Annotated in this window: 24 protein-coding genes; 8 read left to right on the top strand and 16 right to left on the bottom strand. The window is 68.6% G+C overall.

Annotation, left to right across the window (positions count from 1 at the left end; translation table 11 throughout):
• Positions 1–4 precede the first annotated feature (4 nt).
• From ACWF7A_RS34500 to ACWF7A_RS34515, 4 genes are all read right to left on the bottom strand, one after another.
• On the bottom strand, positions 5–715 hold the full coding sequence (locus ACWF7A_RS34500) for a hypothetical protein (RefSeq protein WP_452254690.1): 711 nt from the start codon (positions 713–715) through the stop codon (positions 5–7).
• 52 nt (positions 716–767) lie between these two features.
• Positions 768–2,804 (bottom strand): NACHT domain-containing protein, encoded by a 2,037-nt coding sequence (locus ACWF7A_RS34505; protein WP_452254691.1) that lies wholly within the window; start codon positions 2,802–2,804, stop codon positions 768–770.
• 127 nt (positions 2,805–2,931) lie between these two features.
• Positions 2,932–3,126, bottom strand: coding sequence for an Rv0909 family putative TA system antitoxin (locus ACWF7A_RS34510; protein WP_439660715.1), 195 nt, complete (start codon positions 3,124–3,126; stop codon positions 2,932–2,934).
• A gap of 86 nt (positions 3,127–3,212) precedes the next feature.
• Positions 3,213–3,467 (bottom strand): hypothetical protein, encoded by a 255-nt coding sequence (locus tag ACWF7A_RS34515; RefSeq protein ID WP_452254692.1) that lies wholly within the window; start codon positions 3,465–3,467, stop codon positions 3,213–3,215.
• Between the two features lie 19 nt (positions 3,468–3,486).
• Between ACWF7A_RS34515 and ACWF7A_RS34520 the strand changes: the two genes are divergently transcribed.
• Positions 3,487–3,783, top strand: coding sequence for a response regulator transcription factor (locus ACWF7A_RS34520; RefSeq protein WP_452254693.1), 297 nt, complete (start codon positions 3,487–3,489; stop codon positions 3,781–3,783).
• A gap of 249 nt (positions 3,784–4,032) precedes the next feature.
• Positions 4,033–4,728 carry a peptidylprolyl isomerase gene (locus ACWF7A_RS34525; RefSeq protein WP_452254694.1) on the top strand — a complete coding sequence of 232 codons (696 nt, stop codon included), beginning with the start codon at positions 4,033–4,035 and terminating at the stop codon, positions 4,726–4,728.
• Here the strand turns inward: ACWF7A_RS34525 and ACWF7A_RS34530 are convergent.
• From ACWF7A_RS34530 to ACWF7A_RS34555, 6 genes are all read right to left on the bottom strand, one after another.
• Positions 4,725–5,267 (bottom strand): TetR/AcrR family transcriptional regulator, encoded by a 543-nt coding sequence (locus tag ACWF7A_RS34530; RefSeq protein ID WP_452254695.1) that lies wholly within the window; start codon positions 5,265–5,267, stop codon positions 4,725–4,727. The genes ACWF7A_RS34525 and ACWF7A_RS34530 overlap by 4 nt on opposite strands.
• Positions 5,268–5,370: 103 nt before the next feature.
• Positions 5,371–6,531: an acyl-CoA dehydrogenase family protein gene (locus ACWF7A_RS34535; protein WP_452254696.1), complete on the bottom strand. Its 1,161-nt coding sequence runs from the start codon at positions 6,529–6,531 to the stop codon at positions 5,371–5,373.
• Position 6,532: 1 nt separating this feature from the next.
• Positions 6,533–7,618 (bottom strand): CaiB/BaiF CoA transferase family protein, encoded by a 1,086-nt coding sequence (locus ACWF7A_RS34540; protein WP_452254723.1) that lies wholly within the window; start codon positions 7,616–7,618, stop codon positions 6,533–6,535.
• Positions 7,619–7,898: 280 nt separating this feature from the next.
• Entirely contained in the window at positions 7,899–9,017 is a 1,119-nt protein-coding gene (locus ACWF7A_RS34545) for a Glu/Leu/Phe/Val family dehydrogenase (protein ID WP_452254697.1), read from the bottom strand.
• An 8-nt stretch (positions 9,018–9,025) separates the two neighbouring features.
• The gene (locus ACWF7A_RS34550) at positions 9,026–10,186 is read right to left on the bottom strand and encodes an NAD(P)/FAD-dependent oxidoreductase (protein WP_452254698.1); all 1,161 of its coding nucleotides are present in this window, start codon (positions 10,184–10,186) and stop codon (positions 9,026–9,028) included.
• Positions 10,167–11,651: an aldehyde dehydrogenase family protein gene (locus tag ACWF7A_RS34555; RefSeq protein WP_452254699.1), complete on the bottom strand. Its 1,485-nt coding sequence runs from the start codon at positions 11,649–11,651 to the stop codon at positions 10,167–10,169. The genes ACWF7A_RS34550 and ACWF7A_RS34555 overlap by 20 nt, the downstream gene beginning before the upstream one ends.
• 81 nt (positions 11,652–11,732) lie before the next feature.
• On the opposite strand from ACWF7A_RS34555, the gene ACWF7A_RS34560 reads away from it, so the two are divergent.
• Positions 11,733–12,650, top strand: a complete 918-nt coding sequence (locus tag ACWF7A_RS34560; RefSeq protein ID WP_452254700.1) for a LysR family transcriptional regulator — start codon at positions 11,733–11,735, stop codon at positions 12,648–12,650.
• A gap of 307 nt (positions 12,651–12,957) precedes the next feature.
• Here ACWF7A_RS34560 and ACWF7A_RS34565 read toward each other — a convergent pair whose 3' ends face one another.
• The 5 genes from ACWF7A_RS34565 to ACWF7A_RS34585 form a co-directional block, all read right to left on the bottom strand.
• A complete protein-coding gene (locus tag ACWF7A_RS34565) occupies positions 12,958–13,443 on the bottom strand; it encodes a DinB family protein (RefSeq protein ID WP_452254701.1) in 486 nt (161 codons plus the stop codon).
• Positions 13,440–13,610 carry a DUF397 domain-containing protein gene (locus tag ACWF7A_RS34570; protein ID WP_452254702.1) on the bottom strand — a complete coding sequence of 57 codons (171 nt, stop codon included), beginning with the start codon at positions 13,608–13,610 and terminating at the stop codon, positions 13,440–13,442. The genes ACWF7A_RS34565 and ACWF7A_RS34570 overlap by 4 nt, the downstream gene beginning before the upstream one ends.
• A 13-nt stretch (positions 13,611–13,623) precedes the next feature.
• Positions 13,624–14,457: a helix-turn-helix domain-containing protein gene (locus tag ACWF7A_RS34575; RefSeq protein ID WP_452254703.1), complete on the bottom strand. Its 834-nt coding sequence runs from the start codon at positions 14,455–14,457 to the stop codon at positions 13,624–13,626.
• Between the two features lie 109 nt (positions 14,458–14,566).
• Positions 14,567–15,946: an ArnT family glycosyltransferase gene (locus ACWF7A_RS34580; protein WP_452254704.1), complete on the bottom strand. Its 1,380-nt coding sequence runs from the start codon at positions 15,944–15,946 to the stop codon at positions 14,567–14,569.
• 29 nt (positions 15,947–15,975) lie between these two features.
• Positions 15,976–17,562, bottom strand: a complete 1,587-nt coding sequence (locus ACWF7A_RS34585) for a thiamine pyrophosphate-binding protein (protein WP_452254705.1) — start codon at positions 17,560–17,562, stop codon at positions 15,976–15,978.
• Between the two features lie 41 nt (positions 17,563–17,603).
• Between ACWF7A_RS34585 and ACWF7A_RS34590 the strand changes: the two genes are divergently transcribed.
• The 5 genes from ACWF7A_RS34590 to ACWF7A_RS34610 all read left to right on the top strand — a co-directional run bounded on the left by ACWF7A_RS34590 (position 17,604) and on the right by ACWF7A_RS34610 (position 20,626).
• Positions 17,604–17,840, top strand: a complete 237-nt coding sequence (locus tag ACWF7A_RS34590; RefSeq protein WP_452254706.1) for a hypothetical protein — start codon at positions 17,604–17,606, stop codon at positions 17,838–17,840.
• A gap of 153 nt (positions 17,841–17,993) precedes the next feature.
• Positions 17,994–18,347 (top strand): PLDc N-terminal domain-containing protein, encoded by a 354-nt coding sequence (locus ACWF7A_RS34595; protein ID WP_452254724.1) that lies wholly within the window; start codon positions 17,994–17,996, stop codon positions 18,345–18,347.
• 56 nt (positions 18,348–18,403) lie between these two features.
• Positions 18,404–18,946 (top strand): hypothetical protein, encoded by a 543-nt coding sequence (locus tag ACWF7A_RS34600; RefSeq protein WP_452254707.1) that lies wholly within the window; start codon positions 18,404–18,406, stop codon positions 18,944–18,946.
• A 204-nt stretch (positions 18,947–19,150) separates the two neighbouring features.
• Complete coding sequence (locus ACWF7A_RS34605; protein ID WP_452254708.1) at positions 19,151–19,972, top strand: hypothetical protein; 822 nt, start codon at positions 19,151–19,153, stop codon at positions 19,970–19,972.
• Positions 19,973–20,014: 42 nt separating this feature from the next.
• Positions 20,015–20,626, top strand: a complete 612-nt coding sequence (locus tag ACWF7A_RS34610) for an ANTAR domain-containing response regulator (protein WP_452254709.1) — start codon at positions 20,015–20,017, stop codon at positions 20,624–20,626.
• Position 20,627: 1 nt separating this feature from the next.
• On the opposite strand, the gene ACWF7A_RS34615 is transcribed toward ACWF7A_RS34610, so the two are convergent.
• Positions 20,628–22,034, bottom strand: coding sequence for a hypothetical protein (locus tag ACWF7A_RS34615; RefSeq protein ID WP_452254710.1), 1,407 nt, complete (start codon positions 22,032–22,034; stop codon positions 20,628–20,630).
• Between the last annotated feature and the right edge of the window lie 357 nt (positions 22,035–22,391).

The raw sequence follows: 22,391 nt of genomic DNA on the forward strand, positions 1-22,391 counted from the left end.
GCCGTCAGGTCACCTTCTCGACCTGGGCCCGCTTGATCAGGTGCTTGCCCGGCTCCCCGAGGAGCTCGAAGGCGGCGCTGTTCAGCACGACGCAGCCCGTCCCGACGCCGACGACGGGAACGGTCATCTGCTTGCCGTTGTCCAGGTTGGTCACGCGCACCGAGGTCCCGACCGGGAGCTGGGACGAGAACGCGCCGGGCGCCCCGCCGACGGCCGACAGCCCGACGGTCGCGCCGTCGCAGACGACCTGCCCCACGGTGCCGGACGCCCGCACCCGCGCGGTCGAGGTGCGGGTGGTGGGTGTCGGCGCGGGCGCGTTGCCGACGATCTCCACCCGGAGGCGCTTGAGGGCGTTGTCCACTCCGCCTTCACCGGTGTCGGCGGACCAGAGCGAGTCGAGTGCGGCGGTGTTGAGCACCGCGCACCCGGTCGTCTTCCCAGTCGCCTGCCCCGCGACGGACACGGTGATCGCCCGCCCGTTCGCGGGATTGGAGACGCGCAGCAACGTCCCGGCCGGAAACTTGTCCGACAGCACGGCCGCCGGCCCCTTCGCGCTCGTCGTCTTCACCTGCTGGCCGCCGCACACCTCTTTGCCCGCCACCGCCGGCTGCGACGAGGAACCACCGGACCCGGCGAGAGCGAAGGCCGTGCCCCCGATGGCCGCGACCACCGAGAAGACCCCGGCTCCCGCGATCCAGCCCTTCGACCAGCGCATGCACAACACCCGACCTCTCTGTCAGGCCGTACGGCCCGCAGATCGGGAAGGTTCAACGGCGCGTGGCCCGGACCAGCGCCGTCGGGTCGCACGAGGCCAGGTGGTCGCGCAGGGCGACGTGCGCGAAGCGGTACTCGCCGTCGACCCTGGTGAGCAGCAACCGGTCCTGCGCGAGGTGCAGCAAAGCCTTGCGGCGGAACGACAACTCGCCCAGTGACAGTGGCCGCGTGACCCCTTCGGCGGCGACCTCGGCGAGCGCGTCGAACGGCCACACGTAGTCGCGGGCGGCGGTCGGGGTCACCAGCAATCCCAGTGCCACGCCCAGTGCCGTTCCCCAGGAACCGAGCGCGCCGATCCCGCCCAGCAGACCGACCGTGCCAAGAACCGGGACAGCCGGTTGCACCCACCACGGACGCCCCAGCCGCATGCGTTGTTGTTGCACCGGGCGCACCGTGCGCCACACACGTCCCACCGCGGCGGCGAAGATTCCGCCTGCCACGCCTGCGGAGAAGCCGATCCCCATGCCCGCCAGCACCAGGTACGGACCGGTCCAGATCATCGAGACGCCCGGTGCGGCGGCGATCAGCAACGCCCACGGCACAGGTGCGGCGCCCGGTATGAAACCCAACGCCAAGAAGAACGACGCCACCACCACGAACACGTACGCGACGGCGTAAGGCCACGGCGTGCCGATATCGCCCAGCCACAGACCGGCAAGGCCGACCAGCAAACCCGCGACCACACCGGCGGCGAACCCCAGCGCGGCGGTGATGATGCCGTGCGCGCGTCCGGGCGGGTGGAAGACGCGCGGCAGTTTGTTAACCAGCACGAGCAAAGAAGAAGCGGCGACCACGAACACAAGCGCGGGCCACAACCCGAGGCGCAGTCCCGTCATGAATGCCACGGCACACACGCCACCCGCATACGCCGCAGGCACCGCGCGTACGAACAGCAACCACAACGGACGCGTCGGTAGCAGCGGAAGCCACGCACGGCGGTGAGGCATGTGCACGGGTGCGCCGAGGTCCGGCCGCCCCAACCGTGCGAGGAACTTCAACGCGCGAATGGTGGGCCCTGCGCCGCGTTGGCCGGAAAGCCTTTCCACGACGAACGAACCCACGAAGTCGGTGCCGATCGTCTCGACCTGTTTGTCGAGATGCGTCAGCGCCAGCAGGTTCAACGCCAGCGGCGAGTCCAGCCGCTCCCAGATCTCGGGGGTCAGGGCCGACTCGAGGCTGTCGAGCCGGGGGCTGACCGAGGCGATGTACTCGAGCACCTGGCCGCGGGACAACGGCTCGACGAAGACCGACGGCAGGTTCTCGATCGGGCTCGTCGAGGTCACGACGGAGGCGAACGGCGCGAGTTCGGACTCGCAGTGCGCGCGGTCTACACGCGGTACCTCGTCCAGGCCGTCGATGAGCACGGTCACCCGCTCACGGCGCAGCCAGATCGTGCCGGCCGAGCGGCTGATGCCGTAGCGGAGGGTCATCTCGCGCAGGAGCCAGGCCGTGAACTCGGTCGGTTTGCGCGTGCCGTAAGCGCGCCACGTCGCCAGGTCCACGACGACCGGGATCGGCGCCTGCGGGTCGTTGCGTGCCCTTTCGACCAACGCCAGGCACAGTTCGCGCAGCAACGTCGAGCGGCCGCTGCCGACCGGCCCGATGAGGACCATGGTCTGGCCGAGGCGGTCGTAGACGGCTTCCAGGTCCGCCGAGGAGATCTCTTCGCCCTCGACCCGGACGGACAGCCGGGGCTGCTTCAGAACGCCGAGCTTGATCTGGGTCTGGGCCGCCAGCGAGGCGGCGATCAGGGCTTTCACCCGCGACTCGACCCGTGCGAGCGCGGCGGTGCGGTTGCTGGTCTCGTGGCCCCGGACGCGTTCCCAGAGGGCCAGACCGATCGCGACGAGCACCATGGCGCCGACGGCGGGCCACAGCCACCGGCCGAACTCGCCGATGAACCCCGGCACGGCCCCGCCGGTGCTGACGCTGATGGCCGCCGGTAGCAGCAGTACCACGGTGACCAGGCACAACGCGGCCAACGCGGTCAGCCGTGCCGCCCTCGTCACCCCGCTCGGATCCACCTTCACCTCCGCGATCCCGGCGAACGACGGTAACCGTGTCGCCGGGATCGCGGAAGTGAATCCGAACAGGCGTAACCCACACGCGAACCAGCCGCCTGTGCCGCCTCAGGAACCCACTGGGAGTGGGTCTCCGCTACTGCTGTTGCTGGCCGCCGAAGTTGCGGAGGCCTTCCTTGAGCTTGTCCTCGCCCTTGTCGATGTGCTCGCTGTGCTTGCCGCCGGTCTTCTCGTCGGCGAACTGACCCGCGCGCTCCACACCGTCGTCGACCTTGTCGCCGTGCTGGCCGATGAGGTCCTTGGCCTTGTTCTTCAACTCGTCGAATCCCATGACTGCATTACCTCCCTATGCAGTTCGGGTACCCCGTCTCGGATCCGGTACACGTCGCTGGATCGAGTGAAGTGCTGCCACCGGGCTCACCCGAGCCGCACGGCGGGCGGGCAGCAGCCCCGCGCCCGCGGCGAGCGCGGCCAGGGCCGGCACGACCACGCAGACGGACCGAGTGGCACCTGCAGGGGCCACTCGACGCCGAGCGAGATGATCGCGAGCCACGCGTGGGGAACGCCGATGGCGAGCCCGATCAGCGCGCCGACGCCCCCGTGCAGACCGGCCTCGGCCGTGCCGTTGGTCGCCGCCGAACCCAGGGCCGCCCTGGAGATCCACGGTGACACGGCGACCCTGCCGCTCGAAGTGGCCGGCGTGATCAGGGTTCTCGTCGCGGAAGATCAGGCGATGGTGCGCACGGGGTTCGGCATGATTCTGGGAGCCGAGTCCGACATCGAGGTCTGTGCGGCCGTCACGGGCGATGCGCTCATCAGTCCGTCGATCACCGTCAGGCTGTTGCAGCACATGAAAACGCCCGCACCACAACAGCCGCACAAGCTCTCGTCACGCGAGCTCGACGTCGTGAAGCTCGCCGCCGTAGGCAAGACGAACGCCGAGATCGCCGCCTGGGCCTGGGAAACCCGGTTGGTCGGCCGAAAGTAAGGGCCCACAACCGTCTTGCGGCAGAAGTCCCGCCCCGCGCACACCTCGCCAACGCGCTGGGCACAATCACGCTCAAGGTGAGCCGCAGACCGGCCAGGCGACGTGCAGGCTCCGCTTGGAGAAGGAGATCACGGGCTCCGGCGCGGAGGCGAAGTGCGAGTACGAGATCACCGAGTCCACGGACAACTGGGCGACCCGTGTGATCCGTTAAGCCTTGCTGCCCGCTCCCGGCTCCACTAGGAAACGCGCATGAGGCGAATCGCAGCTGGACTGGCAGTGGCGGCGCTGGCCGTTGGTTTCATCACGACGGGCACCGCGTCCGCCGAAGTGGGGACGGCCCGGCCCGACTGCGGCTACACCGCGACCCCCGAGGAGCCCGCCGCTCGTCCGGTGTCCATCCCGCACGACCCGTGGTTCACCAAGGGCAAGGTGCTGGTCAAGGTGAAGACCAACCAGGGCGACATCCCGCTGGTGCTCGACCGGACCAAGGCCGCGTGCACCGCGCACAGCTTCATCCACCTGGCGCACCGCGGGTTCTACAACCAGACCGAGTGCCACCGGCTCACCGCCTACCCGACACTGCAGGTGCTGCAGTGCGGCGACCCGTCCAACACGGGTGAGGGCGGCCCCGGCTACAAGTACAAGGACGAACTGCCCACGGACCTGCAGCCCGCGCCGAACGACCCGACCGGCCAGCGCCGCATCTACCCGCGCGGCACGCTCGCCATGGCGAACGCCGGCCCGGACACGAACGGCTCGCAGTTCTTCCTCGTGCAGTCGGACTCGATCCTGCGCCCCAACTACACCGTGTTCGGCCAGATCCTGCCCGAGGGCCTGAAGACCCTGGACAAGATCGCGGCCGGTGGCATCGCGGGGGAGAACCCGCTCGACGGCCGCCCGAACGTCAAGTCCGAGCTGAAGTGGGTGCTCCCGCTCGGCATCTAGGACGAGGCCCAGCCCTTCAACGCGCCGTAGAACGCGTCCGAGAGCCGCCGGACCACCTGCTCGTCAGGGAGTCCGGCGGTTTTTGTCAGGTCGAGGATCTCCCGAGGGTCGAACAACGCGTTGTGCAGGAACCGCGCCGCGTTCAGCAGAGCGTCGGGCAGCGCCAGGTCGATCAGCACGCCGCGCAACGCCTGGTCCCACGCGCCGCACGTCAGCGCCGCCATCCCCTCGGAGTTGTGCAGCCGGTCGAGAATCCCGCGCTGCGACGAGAACCGCACTATCACGGGCCCGTGCACGTTCTGCAGCTTCACCCAGCGCGCGGCCTGGTGCTCGAACAGTTCTTTACCGGTCTTGCGAGACCGTTCGCCGTGCTCGACCAACGAAGCGATGACATCTTCGTGATAGGCCACCACGAGCGCCTCCACGGACGGAAAGTGCCGATACGCCGTCGCTTGGGAAAGCGCCGCCTTGCGCGCGATCGACTGCATCGTCGCCGTTGCTGGTTCAGCCCGCAGCACGTGCGTCGCGGCATCCAGCAATCGCTTGCGGTTGCGACGCGCGTCACTGCGGCTGTTTGTCTCCTCCGGCAGAACGTCCTCCCACCCGCGAACCCCGTTGCGGAGTGCAGGATAGGGCGAACGATCAACGGAATGCGGCGATTCCGGTCAACGCGTGGCCGATGGATAGCAGGTGGATGTCGGAAGTACCCTCATAAGTAAGTACGGATTCCAGGTTGTTGGCGTGACGCAAGGGCGAGTACTCGAGCGAGATGCCGTTCGCGCCGAGGACGGTTCGGCTTTCCCGCGCGATCGCGATGGCCGACTCGACGTTGTTGTACTTGCCGACGCTGATCTGCTCGGGCTTGAGCGTGCCGGCCTCCTTCAGTCTCGCGAGGTGCAACGCCAGCAACATCGCGTTGCTGACCTGCACCGTCATGCTCGCGAGCTTGCGCTGGGTGAGCTGGAAGGAGGCGATCGGCTGGTCGAACTGGATACGCGTTCCGGAGTAGTCGAGCGCCGCCTGCAAGGAATCCCGCGCGGCACCGACAGCACCGAACACGATGCCGAACCGCGCCTCGTTCAGACATGTGAGCGGAGCGCGCAAGGAAGTCGCGAGCGGCAGCCGCGCGCTTTCCGGCAGCCGCACGTCCTCCAGGACCAACTCAGAAGTGACGGATGCTCGCATCGAGAGCTTCTGCTTGATGTCACGCGTCGAGAATCCCGGCGTGCCGCGAGGAACGAGGAATCCGCGAATTCCCTCCTCTGTCCGCGCCCACACCGTCGCCACGTCCGCGAGACCACCGTTCGTGATCCACATCTTGGTGCCGTTCAGGATCCAGTCCGCGCCGTCGCGCACGGCCCGCGTGCGCATGCCGGACGGGTTCGAGCCGAAGTCCGGCTCGGTCAGCCCGAAGCACCCGATCGCCTCACCGGCGGCCAGACGCGGCAGCCACTCCTGCTTCTGCTCCTCCGAGCCGTACTTCCAGATCGAGTACATCGACAGCGACCCCTGCACGGACACGAAGCTGCGGATGCCGCTGTCCACGGCCTCCAGCTCCAGGCACGCGAGCCCGTACGCGAGCGCCGACGTCCCGGCACACCCGTACCCCTCCAGGTGCATGCCCAGCACACCGAGCTTGCCCAGCTCCTGCGCCAGCTCGCGAGGCAGGATGCCCGCCTCGAACCACGAAGCCACGTGCGGCCGGACGTGGTCGGTCAGGTAGGCCGCGACGGTGGCCTGGATGTCGCGCTCCTCGTCGCTCAGCAACGAAGGGATGTCCAGCAGCTCCAACGGGTCCTGCACGTCACTGCTCCAGCTTCGGCGGGCGCAGCCGGTACGACACCGGCGTGCGCGACAGGCGGATGGGGTTCGCGACGAGCGTCATGTCGCCGATCGTCGCGGTGGGATCGAGGTCCAGCGACTCGGCCAGCGCGAACGCGTGCGCGACATCGTTGACAGGGCCGCACGGCACGCCCAGCGGCGTCAGCGTCTCGAACCAGTGCTGCGCGGGCCGCGCCCGCAACCTCGCCGAGAGCAGCTCGAACAGCTCGTCCACGTTCTCCACGCGATCGCGGTTCGTGACGAACCGCGGGTCCGTGGCCAGCTCCGGCACGTCCAGCACCGAGCACAGCCGGCGGAACTGCCGGTCGTTGCCCACCGCGAGCACGATCGGCTGGTCCACCGTCGGGAACACCTCGTACGGCGCGATCGACGGATGCCGGTTGCCCATCGGCTTCGGCACCGAACCCGCCAGCGTGAACCCCGCGCTCTGGTTCACCATGCTCGACAACAACACCGTCAGCAGGTCCAGCTCGACGAGCTGCCCCAGCCCCGTGGCGTCCCGGTGCCGCAACGCCGCCAGAATGCCGACGCACGCGTGCAAGCCGGTCAGCACGTCGACCAGCGCCACCCCCGTCTTCACCGGCTCGTACGGACCGGGCCCGGTCACGCTCATCAACCCGCCCACGGCCTGCACGAGCAGGTCGTACCCGGCGAGGTCCGCGCCCTTGCCCGAACCGAACCCCGAGATCGAGCAGTAGACGAGGTCGTCACGCCCCAGCGACTCGTAGTCCAGCCCGAACTTCTTCATCGTGCCGGGCTTGAAGTTCTCGACCACGACGTCCGCCCGCGCGATCAGCTCACGCGCCTCCTCCCGCCCCGCCTCGGTCGACAGGTCGATCTGCACCGACGTCTTGTTCCTGTTGACGGACAGGAAGTACGTCGCCTCGTCCTCGTAGTGCGGCGGACCCCACGTGCGGGTCTCGTCGCCCCGGCCGGGCAGCTCGACCTTGACCACCTCGGCACCGAGGTCACCCAGCATCATCGTCGCGTACGGCGCCGCCAGCACCCGGCTGAAGTCCGCGATCACCACGCCTTCGAGGGAGCTCATGCGACCTGCCTCCGCTGTGTCGTTGCGCGCGACGTCACCGCTGGATGCGGCGCCGTTGATGCCCGCGTCGTCGTACGCGCCACCGGCGTTGTGCGCGGCGCCGTCGTCACCGGCGGTGCGGTTGCGCACGCGACCGCTTGCCTGCCAACGAAGTCCGCGATCACCCCGCTTCCGCACGCCTCCTGCGCTCTGTCCTGCCGTGCCGTTGCACGCGTTCCTGCCGCCTGCGTCATGCCGGGCCTGCCGTCGCGGTCCGCGACCACCACACCCGCGGGCGTGCTCACGCGACCCGCCCTCGCAGCTTCATCGCGGCCAGCACACGTTCCTGCGCCAGCTCGCGCGCCGCCCCATGTGTTGTGGTGCCACGGCTCCGCGCCTCGGCGATGATGTTCGCCGCGTTCGCCCTCAGCTTCGAGGACACTGCGTCCAGCACCGTCGCGGGGTCGACCGGGAACGGTGAGTACCGCGCGTCCATCCCGAACGCCGCCGCGACCACGCCGCCGGCGTTCGCGATGAAGTCCGGCACCACCGTGATCCCGCGCCGCGCAAGAACCTCCTGCGCCGCAACGGAAGTCGGCAGGTTCGCGCCCTCGACCACCAGGGTGGTGTCGAGCTCGCCCGCGAGATCCGCGTCGATCACGTCCTGCAGAGCGGCCGGCACGAGCACGTCGCACGGCACCCTGAGCTCGGCACCGAGTGCGCGCACCTCGCCGTACTGCCGCACCGCGAGATCGCCGAACTCGGCTCGCAGCTTCAGCAGCCGGGCGACGTCCAAGCCGCCGGCATCCACCAGCGCCCCGTGCACCGACGACACGGCGACGACGACGGCGCCCAGTTCGGTGAACCGCTTCGCTGCCGCGGCACCGACCGCGCCGAAACCTTGTATGGCCACGCGTCTGCCGCGCAGCTCCACCAACTCGTCCGCCACCTCGGCCACGCCGTACCCGGTGACGCCCAGCTCGTCGTACGGAAGACCGCCGAGTTGAGCCGGTGCGCCCATCATAGCGCCGCGGTCCGACAGTTCGTCCTGGACGATCGCGGCATCCCGCTCGGTGAGGCCCATGTCGAGTCCGAGCACGTACTCGCGCGGCACCTCGTTGGAGAGCTTGCGCGCGAACGCCCGCAGCGCCGCTTCCTTGTCAGGAGAGGAAGGATCGAACACGATCCCGGCCTTGGCGCCGCCGAAGAACAGGTCGACGCCGGCCCACTTCCACGTCATCACGCGCGCGAGACGGGCGATCTCCGCGACCGTCACGTGCGGGCTCATCCGCGTGCCGCCCTTGCCCATGCCGCGTGCGGTGTTGTCGATGACGAGCACACCCTTCATGCCGGTGCGCCGGTCGGACACGCAGACGACCTTCTCCGGCCCCCACTCGTCCATGAGTTCGAGAACGTCCATCACATTCCTCACACGCAGTTGAGTTCCGGCCGCGCCTGGTCGGCGGCGAAGCGGGAGGTGTCCAGACCGGACACGTCGACGAAGGGCTCGCGGCCGAGCACGAGGTCGCGCACGACCTCGCCGACCGCAGGGCCCTGCAGGAAGCCGTGTCCCGAGAAACCCGTGGCGTAGAAGAACCTTCCCGCCGAGCCGATCAGCGCGTTGTGGTCCGGAGTCACCTCGTAGAGCCCGGCCCAGCCGTCGCGCACGCCCACGTCCAGCAGCCTCGGCGCACGCCTGCCGATCGCCTCGGTGAGCCTGGGCAGCCACGCGTCGGACATGTCCAGCTTGAAACCCGGCGTCTCGTCGGGATCGGACATGCCGAACAGCAGTCCCGGCCCCTCGCGGTGGAAGTAGAAGGTGCTGCCGAAGTCGATGGTGAAGGGAGTCACCCGATCGTGTAGCTCCGGCATGGGTTCGGTGAACATGATCTGCCGTCGCAACGGGGAAACCGGCAGGTCAACGCCCACCATCTCGCCGATCTCCCGCGACCAGGCACCCGCCGCGCAGACCAGAGTCCCCGCCGAAACCGTCCCGCGGTCGGTTTCGACGCGAAAACTGTCGGACCCCGTCCCTACGATCGATCTCACGGTTGTTCTGGTGTGGAAGCGGACCCCGAACCGGCGGGCCGCGGTGGCATAGCCGAGCACGACGGACTCAGGCGTGCAGTGTCCGTCGTCGGGCGAGTAGGTCGCCGCGAGCAGACCGTCCGTTTCGATCAGCGGCGAGATCCGCCGAGCCTCCTCGACAGTCAGCATGCGACTGCGCACGCCGAGGGAGTTCTGGAGATCGACGTTGCGCTCGAACGCCGTGACGTGTTCCCGAGAGGAAAGGAGGAAGAGGTAGCCGACCTGGTGCAGATCGATCTCCTGCCCGGGGCGCTGCGGAAAGCGCTGGAACAGTTCGAGCGAGCGAGCTCCGAGCCTGATGTTCAGTTCGTCGGAGAACTGGGCGCGCACTCCACCCGCTGCCTTGCAGGTGGAGCCGGACCCCAGGTCATCCCTCTCCACGACCACGACGTCCCGGACTCCTGCCTCGGCGAGGTGGAAGGCGATGGATGTGCCGATCACCCCGCCGCCGATGACGACGACCTCTGCCTGAGCGGGCAGCTCAGGCGAGGCGGTAGTCAAGGTTCGCCTCGATCGCGAGCGTGTCCATCTGCGCTTTCTGCAGCTTCCCGGAGTAGTCCCAGTTCATGGACTGCCAGCGGGTGAACTGGTCGAGCACCCACACGCCCGACTGCCGGGAGCCGTTGCCGCTCTTGCCGTTGCCGCCGAACGGCAGGTGCGCCTCGGCCCCGGACGTCGAGTTGTTGACGCTGACCATCCCGGCGGAGATGCCGGCGCGGAACCGGAAGGCCTTGTTCGGGTCCGTGGTGTAGATCGAGCAGGAGAGGCCGTAGCCCGGCTTGTTGCCGAGCTCGATCGCCTCGTCCAGGTCCGAGTACCTCATGACACCGACGATCGGGCCGAACGTCTCCTGCAGGAACAGTTCGTCGTCGTCGCGCACACCGGAAACGATCGCGGGGTGGTAGAAGAAGCCGTTCTCACCAGTGAAGCCGTCGCGGGGACTGGTGGCCGAGATCCGGCCGGTCGGGCCGTGCACCGTGTGGTGCTCGCCGATCCAGCCTAGGTACTTCTCGTACGCCAGAGCGAACTTCTCGTCCAGCAACGGTCCATAGAGGACTTCGCCGGTCGGGTCGCCCACGGTGGCGCCGCCGACGGCCTCGACGAACCGGGTCAGGAACTCGTCGTACACCGACTCGTGCACGATCGCCGTGCCGAGCGAGGTGCAGCGCTGGCCCGCGGAACCGAAGCCGGCGAACAACGCGCCCTGCACGGCCAGGTCGAGGTCCGCGTCCTCGGTGACGACCATCGGGTTCTTGCCGCCCAGTTCCAGGCACGGCGTCTGGAGGTGGCGTCCGCACAGCTCGCCGATGCGCGCACCGACCTCGGTGGACCCGGTGAAGCCGACCTTGTCGACGAGGCCCTGCCGCAGCGACTGCTCGAGGCCGGCGAACGTCTCCGAGCCGTCGGCGAAGACGATCTCGAACACGCCGTCGGGGATGCCGGCGGCCTGGAACACGTCGTAGAAGGCCTGTGCCGACGCGGCGGAGTACTCGGCGGGCTTCCAGACGACCGAGTTGCCGCACAGCAGCGCGGGGATGATGTACCAGGACGGCACGGCGACCGGGAAGTTGCCGGCGGTGATGATCGCCGCGACGCCGACCGGGTTGCGGAACGTGAAGAGCTGCTTGTCCGCCATCTCCGAGGGGACCGTCTGCCCGTAGAGGCGCCTGCCCTCGCCGACGAAGAAGTTCGCGGTGTCGACGATCTCCTGGACCTCGCCGCGGGCCTCCGCGATCGGCTTGCCGATCTCGCGGGTCACGAGCTGGGAGAGGGGTTCGAAGTTCGCCTCGACCAGGCGGCCGATGTTGCCGATGACCTGGCCGCGCACGGGCGCGGGCACCCGTGCCCACGCGCGTTGGGCCGCCTTGGCCCGCTGGGCCGCGTCGACGAAGGCGCTGCTGGTCCCGAGCTCGATCTCGGCGACCACGTCGGAGGTGTTCGACGGGTTCGTGGAGATGTAGGGCATACCTCCACCCTGGTAGCTCGGGGGTGGATGCGCCAGAGGTCGCAGAATGAAACCTCGCGACGTCGAGCATAAGCTGACCTGGTGCTCAACCCGGTCCATCTCCGCACGCTCGTCGAGGTCGTGAAGACGGGTTCCTTCGCCGAGGCCGCCCGCCGTCTCGGCTACACGTCGTCGGCCGTGTCGCAGCAGATCTCGGCGTTCGAGCGGGCGGTCGGCGTGACGCTCTTCGAACGGGAGGCGCACTCGATCAGGCCGGCCAGTGCCGCCCTGCTCATCGCCGACCGGGGCGGCGAGCTGCTCGCGGCGTTCGACGGGTTCGAGCACGAGGTGAAGGCGATGGTGCAGGGCCTGCGCGGGCGCCTGCGGATCGGCACGTTCCCCACGGCGAGCTCGCGGGTCGTGCCGAAGGCCCTGGCGAGGCTGCAGGCGGACCTGCCGGGCGCCGAGATCCGTCTCGACGAGGCAGAGCCGGACGACGTGCTGCCGCTCGTGCTGACCGGCGAGCTCGACCTGGCGCTGGTCTACGCCTACGACCTCGTCCCGCGCACGTGGCCGGAAGAGCTGACCGTGCTCCCGTTGCTGGACGAAGCGCTCCTGGTCATGGTGCCGACCGGTCATCCCGCCGCGAAGAACAACGTCAGACTCGAAGACCTGAAAGACGAACGCTGGATCGCCTCGCGCGACGGGACCGCCGGCGCGACGTGCCTGACGCGGTTGTGCGCGGCGGCGGGTTTCGCGCCCAGGATCGCGTTCCGAAGCAACGACTACGAGGTGGTGCAATCGCTGGTGGCGGCCGGTGTCGGCGTCGCACTGGTCCCGGCCCTCGGCTACAAGGAGCTGTCGGGCGCACACGCGATGCCGTTGCGCCACAAGCCTTTGCGGAGGCACGTGCACGTTGTCCACCGCACTGCGAACACCAACCCGCTGCTTCAGGACGCGGTGAACGCACTCCAGGAGGTTTGCCGAAACACCGTGGGCGGCTACATAAATCAGCCATGACGGGGGACGGGGGAACTCAGCGGCGGCGGGGCGCTGGCTGGGATCCGGAGCTGGGTTCACCGTGCTCGAACAGGCAGCCGCCGCACTTGTACGCCCAACGCTGCGCGCCCGTCTCTTGTGTTCCCGAGCAACGCTGATGCCACTGGCGCCGCCCTGGCCGGACGAAGCCTGAGGTCCGGACTGTGACGTTGCGGTACTGAGCGCGATCGGAGCCGGTCCCGCCTGCTCACGTTCTTCGTGGAGCGCATTCTCGTGTTCTGGGTGGCGTTCGCATCGTGACCGGTGGCGGGCGCGCACCGGCTGAGCTCTATTCGCCGGTCTGGCCGTCCGCGAGTTCGCGGAGCAGGTCGAGATGGCCGACGTGGCGTGCGGTCTCCTGCGCGACGTGGGCCAGGATCCACCGCACGGTGCGCTCGCCGTCCGCCGCCGTGGCGTCGAGGGCCAGCTTCTTCAGCGCTTCGGCGTTCGCCCATTCCTCGCGGTAGGCCTGGATGAGCGATGCCGGGGTGTCGTCTTCTTCGAGGTTCCAGGACGGGTCCGGGTCGCCTTGCCAGAGCGACGGGAGGTCCAGGCCCGCGCCCGCGATGCACAGCCAGTACCGTTCGACGGCCGTCAGGTGCTTGAGGAGACCGAGAGGTGTCAGCTTCGGGGACGTGGCGATCGGGGCCGTGGCGGCCTGGTCTCGGGTGAGGCCTTCGACCTTCAGGACGGCGGTCTTGCGGAGGAAGTCCAGGAACTCCCAGGCCAGGACGCCTTCGTCGTGGGCTTGCTTCTCTGGCCAGGATCGGGTCACCGGGTGAGTTTGTCAGCCTTCGCCGCGGTGAGGAACGCGGTCCACGCGTCTGGGCCGAGGGCGATGTGGGTGGCCGGAGCCTTGCTGTCGCGTACGCCGACGCGGTGGCCGATCTCCACGCAGTCGGTGCCGTTGGGGCTATAGCTGCTCTTGCGCCATTCGGTCATCGCGATCGGCTCCTCAGGAGATGATGCTGGCGATCAACTCCTTCGATTCTTCCACGCTCAGCGCGGTCTGATCGAGTGCCTTGAGGATGCGCGAGTAGGCGTCGATGGAGGCCTTGTCGTCCAGGTAGACACCGTGGTTCTCGGCGTCGATGAAGACGACGGGCTCCAGCTTGTCGAACTTCATGAAGGTGAAGGAACCCGCTGTGCCTGCATGTGCTCCGGCGGACGTGGGCACTATCCGGTAGGTGATGTACGGGCGGACGCCCATGGTCATCAGGTGATCCAGCTGATCCGACATCAGTTCGGCGTTCCCGATGGGAAGGTGCAGCGCTTGTTCGTGGATGTAGAAAGTCATCGCGCAACGCCGGCTGATCAGCTGTTGCTGGCGTGCGCTTCTGGTGGCGACGCGTTCGTCGGCTTCCTTCGCGGGGGAGTTCGGGTTTCCCGCGATCAGCGCGCGCAGGTAGTCCGGTAGCTGGAGCAGGCCGGGGATGAGGTGAATGCTCCAGCAGATCACCTCGGTGGCGACCTTCTCGTTGTCGCCCAGGGTGCGTGGCCAGCCGGGGGACCTCTCGCCGTGCACCTGGAGCCAGCCCGATCGGTCCGCCTCGCGGAACACCGCCAGCAGGTGGTCGGACTCCTCGATCGGGGTGCGGCAGACGCCCAGCAGCCGGATGAGGTCGTGCTCGTTGATGCCTCCCTTGCCGTTCAGCAGGTCGGACAGCTTGGCCGGGTCCCAGCCCGCGAGGTTGGCGGCGTGACGTCCGCTCAGGCCCGCCTTCTCGAGGGCCGCGCGTATGCCCGCGCCGAACTCCCGCCCTCGGACCGTGGAGTCTCTCTTTGGCATGGAATGAAGCTAGAGCCACATCACCAGTGATTCCACCAGGTTCGGGGGAATTCAGCCGAAGAGGGGTTCGTGGTGGAGCTGCTCCAATGTCCTAAGTGGCCGGTGTTGTTCAGTAGTAGTGGCGGAGCTTCGGCCAGAAGGAATCCCATGGTTCCGTTGGAGCCGTGCACAGCTTTATCTCCGTGCCGTCTTCTTCGTTCTCCACGGGGTTGTGGTGCGTGGCGACGACCTTGCAGTCGTTGAACGGCGGCTGGCGGAACCCGACCAGCAGGACCGTCGGGCTGGTGGCCTGGGGAGGTCCCCAGTCGTAGAACGACATGTGGCCCGAGTACGCGGGGATCTCGGTGTAGGCCTCGATCGCGCCGGCCTGGCCGTAGTTGCGGGTGAGGACGACGGGGCGGTCGTTGTCCTGCCAGGCGTTCTGGACGGTCGCGGCGAGTTCTGGCCAGCCGACCTGTTCGCCCTGTTCCGGGTTGATGGCGATCACCGGGCCCAGGGCGCTGGGCGGGAGGATCGGCAGAGAGCCGACCACGGCCGGTGCGACGCTCAAGGCCACGAGGACGCCGCCCAGTTTCTTGTTGCGTTGCAACCATTCTTGGGACTGGCGTGCGCCTGCTGCCATCAGGACCAGCAGCAGCGGCACCGCGTAGTAGGGCTTGCCACCGGCGATGAGGCACAGGACGCAGAGGATCGGGTAGGCGAGTGCGATCGAGCGGAAGGTCCTGTCGCGCCAGAGGTTTCGGAGGCCGAGCAGCCACACCGGGACGAGGAGCGGGGACAGCATCAGGAGCTGCATCGGCACGAACATGATGCGGTTCTCGGCGCCGTCGTCCTCGCTGATGCCGCGGGCCACGGTGAGCAACGGGAAGTCGTGCAGCGCCTGCCAGACGACCACCGGGGCCGCGAGCACCGCGCACACCGCCACGCCGGCGAGGAGCCACCAGGTGCGCAGGACGGTGCGCGGGCCCACGGCCAGGAGTGCGATCGCCAGGGCTGCCAGCAGCAACAGCAGGAGCCACTTGTTGGCGAGCCCGACGCCTGCCGTGGCGCCGAGGGCCGGCCACCAGCGGCCGTCGCCGGATTTCAGGAGCCTGACGGCGAAGTAGCCGATGAGGACCCAGATCAGCAGGTCGATGGTGGCGGTGGAGAGCATGTGGCTCACGGCCAGGACGAACGTCGATGTCGCGGAGGCGGCGGCCGCGAACGTGGTGCCGCCGCCCAGTTCTTTCGCCGTCAGGGCGACCATGACGGTGATGGCGAGCGCGAGGAGTGTTGCCGTCACGCGCAGGCCCGTCGGGGTCTCGCCGAACACCGCTGTCGTCAGGCGCGCGAGGATCGGCGTGATCGGGGGCTGGTCCACGTAGCCCCAGTCGGGACGTTTGCTCGCCGCGATGAAGTAGAGCTCGTCGCGGTGGAAGCCGTAACGGCCGGACAACGCGGTCAGCACGGCCGCCTGCACGATGAGCACGATCCCCAGGCCACGTCCCATGGACGGGAAGGTACCCAGGAGATGCCTGATCAGGTGGCGTTTTTGCGGTACCAGCGCGGGGACGTGGTGACCGGCGGGTCGAGGTGTGCCTCGACGACGATCATGTTCGGCCCGGAGGCGGCCGCCAGTGCGTCCGCGAGGCCGTCGAAGCCGTCCAGCGTGACGGCGGGGATGCCGAAGCTCTCGGCGAGCTTGGCGAAGTCCGGGCGGGTCAGGTCCACGCCGCTGATGGCGTGGCCGGCGATCCGCTGGTCGTAGCGGAGCATGCCGTAGCCGCCGTCGTCGACGAGCACGATGGTGAGCGGCAGGCCTTCCTGCTTGAGCGTGGCTAGGTCGCCGCACGCGAAGAGGAACCCTCCGTCGCCCACCACCGCGATCGTGCGGTGTTCGACGGCGGCGCCGATGGCCGCCGGGAAGCCGAAGCCGAGCGTGCCCCAGCCGACCGGGTACGCGAGGCCGCGCGGCTTGGTGACGTGGTGGAAGCCGCCGATCCAGTAGCCGGGGATGCACATGTCCGCGACGATCGTGGCGTCGGTGCCTTCCAACGCCCGCAACAGCTTCATGGCTTCGGGCGAGTCGGCTTCGGCCAGTGCGCGCACCTCGGCGTTGACGGCTTCGACGTCGACGGAGGCCTGCTTGGTGCCCGCCTTGGCGGCGAGGGCGGCGGTGACGGTGGCGGCGTCACCTTCCAGCGTGACGTCCGCAGGGTAGTTCTTGTTCGCCTCCGCCTTGTCGATGTTGACGGCGAGCAGGGCGGGTGGCTTCGGCTGCAACCAGTTCTGGGTCATCATGCCGTCGAAGTCCGTGCCGATGCCGATCACGAGGTCGGCTTCGTCCCACAGCTTGCCCACGGGCGGTGCGTGCACTGGGCCCCGCACGACGAGAGGGCTGTTCGTCAGGCCGCGTGCGCCGTACGTCGTGACGATCGGTGCCTGGAGCTTCGAGGCCAACGCGCTGATGGCATCTCCAGCACCCGACCGTGCCGCGCCGCCGCCGGCCCAGATCAACGGCCGTACCGCCGCGGCGATGAGGCGCTCGGCTTCGGTCAGGTCGACGACCGAGTGCGCGGGCTCGATCTTCGTGACGGTGTGACGCGGGGCCTCGGCGGAGAGGAAGTCCGTTGGGATGCCCAGGTAGACCGGGCCGTGCGGGCTTTGGAGGGCCTGCTGCACGGCCTTGTCCGCGCACGCCGCCACGTCCACAGCGGAGGGAACGTCGAACGACGCCTTGGTGACCGGGATGAACATCGCCCTCTGGTCACGCGTCTCGTGGAGCACGCCGCGGTGGACGCCGGGCCGCCGCAGCGTCGAAGGGATGTCCGTGGCGATCACGAGCACCGGGCTGCCGGACGCCCACGCCTCGCCGGTGGCGCCCAGCGTGTTCGCCGCGCCGGGACCGGTGGTCACGATCGCCACGCCCAGCTTGCCGGTGGCCCTTGCGTAGCCGTCTGCCGCGTAGACCGCCGTCTGCTCGTGACGCACGCCGATCATGCGGATGCCTGGGTGCTGCTGCAACGCCTCCCAGATGGCGAGGTTGTGCACGCCGGGCAGTCCGAACACCACCTCGACGTCGTGCGCGGCCAGCACGTCCAGCAAGCTTTCGGCACCCTGAGACATGCGTCTGACGCTAAGGCCCGCTTACGGAGCGGGCAACGGCCGTGCAGCAGATCTGGTGCTCAGCCTCAGGCGCGGAACTGCTCGGCCGCGATGTCGTTCAAGCGGTCCAGTCCAACTGGGACGGTGTGAACGTTCCGGTGCGCGAAACGTCGTTCGAATCGCGCAAGGGCAATTCGGTGCGACGGGCTGGAGTTCGGAATTGCGGCCCGTTGTTGCTCCTTTTCCTCCTGTGGGGCGAATTGGTTGCTCGGGTCGGCGGGCAGCAGTGGTGGGCCTGATGGCCGCACGGGGCGGGATGCCGTCGATGAGGCTTTTGTTTCGATGGATTCACGGCCTCGTGAATTGGTGGCGAAGTGATTGACGAGTGAACTGTGTTCCCGGAGTGGCTCTTGTGCCAATATGTGCGGCGACCGCGCGACCTGGGGGTGGAGATGCTGTACTTCGGTGGGCTGTTCGGAGTGGTGATGCTAGGTGTGACGATCTTCGCGGTCGTCGACGTGATCACGACCGACGAGGGCTCCGTGCGGAACCTGCCGAAGATGATGTGGCTTCTCCTGGTCCTGCTGTTCCCGTTGGTGGGCTCGATCGCCTGGTTCGTCGCGGGCCGTCCGGTGGGGACCGGACGCGCGCGATTCGGGGCGCACGAACGAGTCGCACCCGCTTTTCCCGAGTACGACCGGCCGGGACGGTTCGCGGCCACTCATGCTGACGACGATCAGGAGTTCCTGCGCCGCTGTCGTGAGCGCGCGGAGGAACAACGACGCAAGGGACGCGAGAACCAGTGAGGATTGTCCTGCTGTTCTTGGTTGTTCTGCTCGCCGGTTGTGGCGGAAACGCGCAAATGGCGGCACAACCCCCCACCTCCCCATCGTCCACTTCGGACAAGTTGGCGCCCGCCGACTTCCAGGCCCGCTGGTGGACCTGGGCCTCCCAGCCGTCCGGCAGCAATCCGGTGTCCGACACCTCCGGGCGCTTCTGCATGCGCGACCAGCCCGTCGAGGTCTGGCTGCTCGCCGTATCGCTCGGCGAGGGCCCGGTCGAACGGCAGTGCCGGGTCCCCGCCTCCAAACCTTTGCTCGCGCCCGTCGTGAACCTCGCGAGCGACGTCGCCTCCTGCGAGACGTTCATGAAGAGCGCGCAGGGCGAGGTGCTGATGGACGGGTCGACGCAGGCGCTCACCAAGGTGTCCGCCACGCCGTTCACCTACGAGGCGCGCGCGGGCAACCCGTACGGCACGTCGGCCGGTCGGATCAACTCCGTCGGCTGCGGTCTCTACGCGTGGATCCCCGCGCCGACCTCCGGTGAGCACGAGCTCCTGATCCGCGGCTCCGCGAGCGGCAGGGACGTCGACGTGAGGTACAAGCTGATCGTGGGCGCCGACTAGCCGGGAAAATCGGGTGCGCCGGTCCGGTACCGTGGTCAGTGGCGTCCGAGCAGACGTGAGGCTGGAGCCACTCCCCGGCACCGAGTGGCATTCTCCGCCGCAGTGTTCAGCAACTCCTGCTCGCTGAAGCGAACCCGACCACGTAGACGCGTGCACATGCGTCCTTGTCGGCCGAGCCGGGCGGCGGAAACGAGGACTGCTGTCATGGCACGTCTGTCCACGACGGACCAGCTCGCCGATCTCCGGCGCACCTACACGGGCGAGAACCTGTCCCAGGCGGTTCCGGCCGTCCGCGACGGGGACGCGCCACTGCCCGACGCCACTACCGAGGCCCAGCGCCGGTTGGAGGCCAAGGTGCTGGTCGCGGGCTGCACCGCCGCGAGCATGCTCCAGCTGATGCCGCCCGCGAGCATCATCCGGCCCGCCCACGCGTTCCGGACGGTGGAACCGGGGGAGACGCTGAGGCTGCACCTGAACGCCAGGGCTCTCGGCCCGCTGCTGTTCGAACTGCTGCCGCGCACCGAGGGCGGGTTCGGCATGGGCGTCGCGGGTCTCGAGCACCGGCAGTACCGCAGGTCCGCCGAGCTGACGACCGGTGACGCCGGTGTGGTGCTCGCCGGGGTCGACGAGCAGGTCTGGGAGCTGGGCATGCGGTACGTGCGCTGGATGCACGAGCACCGCGGCGTCGAGTACACCGACGGCGGCGGCAACGACGACGAGATCGCGGAACCGGCCACTGGGAGCGCCCTGCTGCGCCGGGTACACCTGTGGCATGAAGCCAGCTGGTTGCGCGCACTCCCGATGGGCGGGGCCTGGTTCGCCGAGTGGGCCGGTGGCCCGTCCGAGAACGAGATCCGGCACGGCCTCGGCCACCCGGACTTCGGGACCACCCGGCAGATCGTGCTGCGCCGCCTCGACGCGCCGACCGAGGACGTCGAGGAAGGCCTGCGGACCTATCCGTGGCCTGAGGAGTTCGTGTCTGCCGTCACGGCCGGTGAGCCCGATCAGCGGCCTGACCACCGCTAGACTGCGCTTTCGCCCGCAAGAACGATCGTCAGGAGGACCCCGGTGACCCAGCAGGCTGCCGAGGCCCAGTCCGAAGCCACGCGCAAGGCCCCTCGCGTGCTCGTCGCCGAGGACGAGGCGCTGATCCGTCTCGACCTCGTGGAGATGTTGCGCGAAGAGGGCTACGACGTGGCGGGCGAGGCCGCAGATGGTGAAGAGGCCATCAAGCTCGCGACCGAACTCGACCCCGACCTGGTGATCCTGGACGTCAAGATGCCCAAGGTCGACGGGATCGAGGCGGCGCAGCACATCGCGGGCAACCGGATCGCGCCGGTCGTGATCCTCACCGCGTTCAGCCAGCGCGACCTGGTCGAGCGCGCCCGTGACGCGGGTGCGATGGCCTACCTGGTCAAGCCGTTCCAGAAGCGGGACCTGGTGCCCGCGATCGAGCTGGCGATGAGCCGGTTCAACGAGCTGGCCGCGCTGGAGCAGGAGGTCGCCGGGCTCACCGAGCGACTGGAGACCCGCAAGGTCGTGGAGCGCGCCAAGGGCATTCTCATGACCAAGCAGGGTCTGAGCGAGCCCGAGGCGTTCCGCTGGGTGCAGCGCACCGCCATGGACCGCCGCACGACGATGAAGGCCGTCGCAGAGGCTGTCATCGAGAACTTCGGCTGAGTCAGCTTCTGCTGAGTTCGAGCAACACGGAGTCCGTCTGCCGCCCCGGATCCTCGGGGCGCAGGCGGACTTCGACGTTGTGGCTGCCCTTCAGCTCGATCAGCAGCTCGTGCCGCCCACCTACGCCACCGGGCATCGGTACGGTCGCCGCGAGAGAGTTGTCGACGTACACCTCGAAGCCCGCTATCGGCGCCACAGAGCGTGCGTGGGCCGCGTCGAGGGTGACCACCAGTGTCGCGTCGTTCGGGCCCTTAGCGGTGAACTCAGCGGTCATGACGGGCAAAACGGACGGCGGCTCGGGCGGGGCGTTCTCCAGCTTCGCCGGCGACCGGCCCGGCACCTCCAGGTAGCTCTCCAGCACCTGGGCCTGCGACGCACCGGGCATCCGCAGCACGAACGGCGTCAGCGCGTTCGTCCCGGCCTCCCCGAGGAGCTCGGCGGGCACGTCCCCGACGAGTGTCAACTCGCTGTCCGCCGCCGTTGACCAGCCGCTCACCTCCGGCCGCAACGGCACCCTCGCCGGTCCGAGCTGGGCGACCAGGCCGTTCGGGTCACCGCCGTCGCCGAACCGCACCGTCGTCCGCAACCGCGCTGAAGGTGCCGCACGCAACGGTGCGCGCGCTATGCCGATGCTCGGCGCCTCCTCGTCGGGCTCGAGCACGCGCAACGTCCCCGCCACGACCTGTGTCTCGGTCACCTCGGCCACGGGCTGACGGCCGCCCGTGAAGCCCAAGGCGTCGATCTCCACACGTCCGGGATAGCTCACCGGCGGGGTAACGCTGACCAGTACGGTCGCCTCACGCCACTTCGGCACGACCGGCAGCGTCGCGATCAGAGCGCCATCTTGCATGACGCGCACATCGTTATCTGTCAGCACCGCTTCGAATCGATGCAGAACGCCTGCTCCCCGCGTTTTGGGGGCCACGGAGTCGTCCACGACCACACGAATCGCATCAGCAGGAGGTATGGGTCCGAGTCGATCAGGGGTTCCGGGGACCAGGTCGAGCACGAGCCTCCCGTGCGGCCCGGCCGCGTCCGTCACCACGACGACCCGGCCCAGTTCGCCCGACTCGTCGAGCTTCATCGGCGTCCGTGCGCGCAACACGGCCGTGTCGTTGCCGCACGGCATGTCGAGCACCAGGCGGCCACCGGAACCCGAACCGGGGTTGACGCACCCGCGTCGCCCGCTCAGGTGGTAGCGGCGTTCGAGGAACGGGTCGTCGAAGTCGTCGAGCCATCCGTCGATCGTTCGGCGCCAACCGTCGTCACCCGGCCGCTCCTCCGCCCTGACCGGGGAAGATCGCTGGCCGAACGCGTCCACCGCGCGCACCTCGGGCCGGCCGGCCCCCGCGACCTCGGGCGCCACGACGAGTTTTCCGCCGACCTCGTAGCCGGCCGCGCCGTCCACGGGAGCCCATTGGACCCGGCCGTCGCTGCTCCAAACGGTGGACGGAGGGCCGGGTCGCGCCGGCGGCGACGAAACCTTGACGAAATCTGCTGTGTACTTAGTTAAGCGAACGGCCTCTGAACTGGGCTTATTCGAGGCATCATCGGTAGCGCGCAGAACCAGCACCGCCGCGACGATGATCGCGACGATGCCGACCGCCGTGATCACTCGGCGACGCGGAGTCATACGTCCACGTTATGGCAGCCGTCCAAAGAGTGAACGAAGGTTACAGTCTGTGAGATTGCTTAAGTGAAACATAACGCCGCGTTGCGTTATGGTCACGAGCCCATTGGCTTTGATGACTGCGGTCACAGTCAT

The sequence above is a fragment of the Lentzea sp. NPDC055074 genome (genome assembly GCF_053608005.1).

Excerpts from the sequence above, each read along its gene's own strand:
- ACWF7A_RS34500 (WP_452254690.1), bottom strand. The coding sequence starts at position 715 with ATGCGCTGGTCGAAGGGCTGGATCGCGGGAGCCGGGGTCTTCTCGGTG.
- ACWF7A_RS34510 (WP_439660715.1), bottom strand. The coding sequence starts at position 3,126 with ATGGGATTCGACGAGTTGAAGAACAAGGCCAAGGACCTCATCGGCCAG.
- ACWF7A_RS34525 (WP_452254694.1), top strand. The coding sequence starts at position 4,033 with ATGAGGCGAATCGCAGCTGGACTGGCAGTGGCGGCGCTGGCCGTTGGT.
- ACWF7A_RS34540 (WP_452254723.1), bottom strand. The coding sequence starts at position 7,618 with ATGAGCTCCCTCGAAGGCGTGGTGATCGCGGACTTCAGCCGGGTGCTG.
- ACWF7A_RS34545 (WP_452254697.1), bottom strand. The coding sequence starts at position 9,017 with ATGGACGTTCTCGAACTCATGGACGAGTGGGGGCCGGAGAAGGTCGTC.
- ACWF7A_RS34555 (WP_452254699.1), bottom strand. The coding sequence starts at position 11,651 with ATGCCCTACATCTCCACGAACCCGTCGAACACCTCCGACGTGGTCGCC.
- ACWF7A_RS34570 (WP_452254702.1), bottom strand. The coding sequence starts at position 13,610 with ATGACCGAATGGCGCAAGAGCAGCTATAGCCCCAACGGCACCGACTGC.
- ACWF7A_RS34575 (WP_452254703.1), bottom strand. The coding sequence starts at position 14,457 with ATGCCAAAGAGAGACTCCACGGTCCGAGGGCGGGAGTTCGGCGCGGGC.
- ACWF7A_RS34580 (WP_452254704.1), bottom strand. The coding sequence starts at position 15,946 with ATGGGACGTGGCCTGGGGATCGTGCTCATCGTGCAGGCGGCCGTGCTG.
- ACWF7A_RS34585 (WP_452254705.1), bottom strand. The coding sequence starts at position 17,562 with ATGTCTCAGGGTGCCGAAAGCTTGCTGGACGTGCTGGCCGCGCACGAC.
- ACWF7A_RS34595 (WP_452254724.1), top strand. The coding sequence starts at position 17,994 with ATGCTGTACTTCGGTGGGCTGTTCGGAGTGGTGATGCTAGGTGTGACG.
- ACWF7A_RS34600 (WP_452254707.1), top strand. The coding sequence starts at position 18,404 with ATGGCGGCACAACCCCCCACCTCCCCATCGTCCACTTCGGACAAGTTG.
- ACWF7A_RS34605 (WP_452254708.1), top strand. The coding sequence starts at position 19,151 with ATGGCACGTCTGTCCACGACGGACCAGCTCGCCGATCTCCGGCGCACC.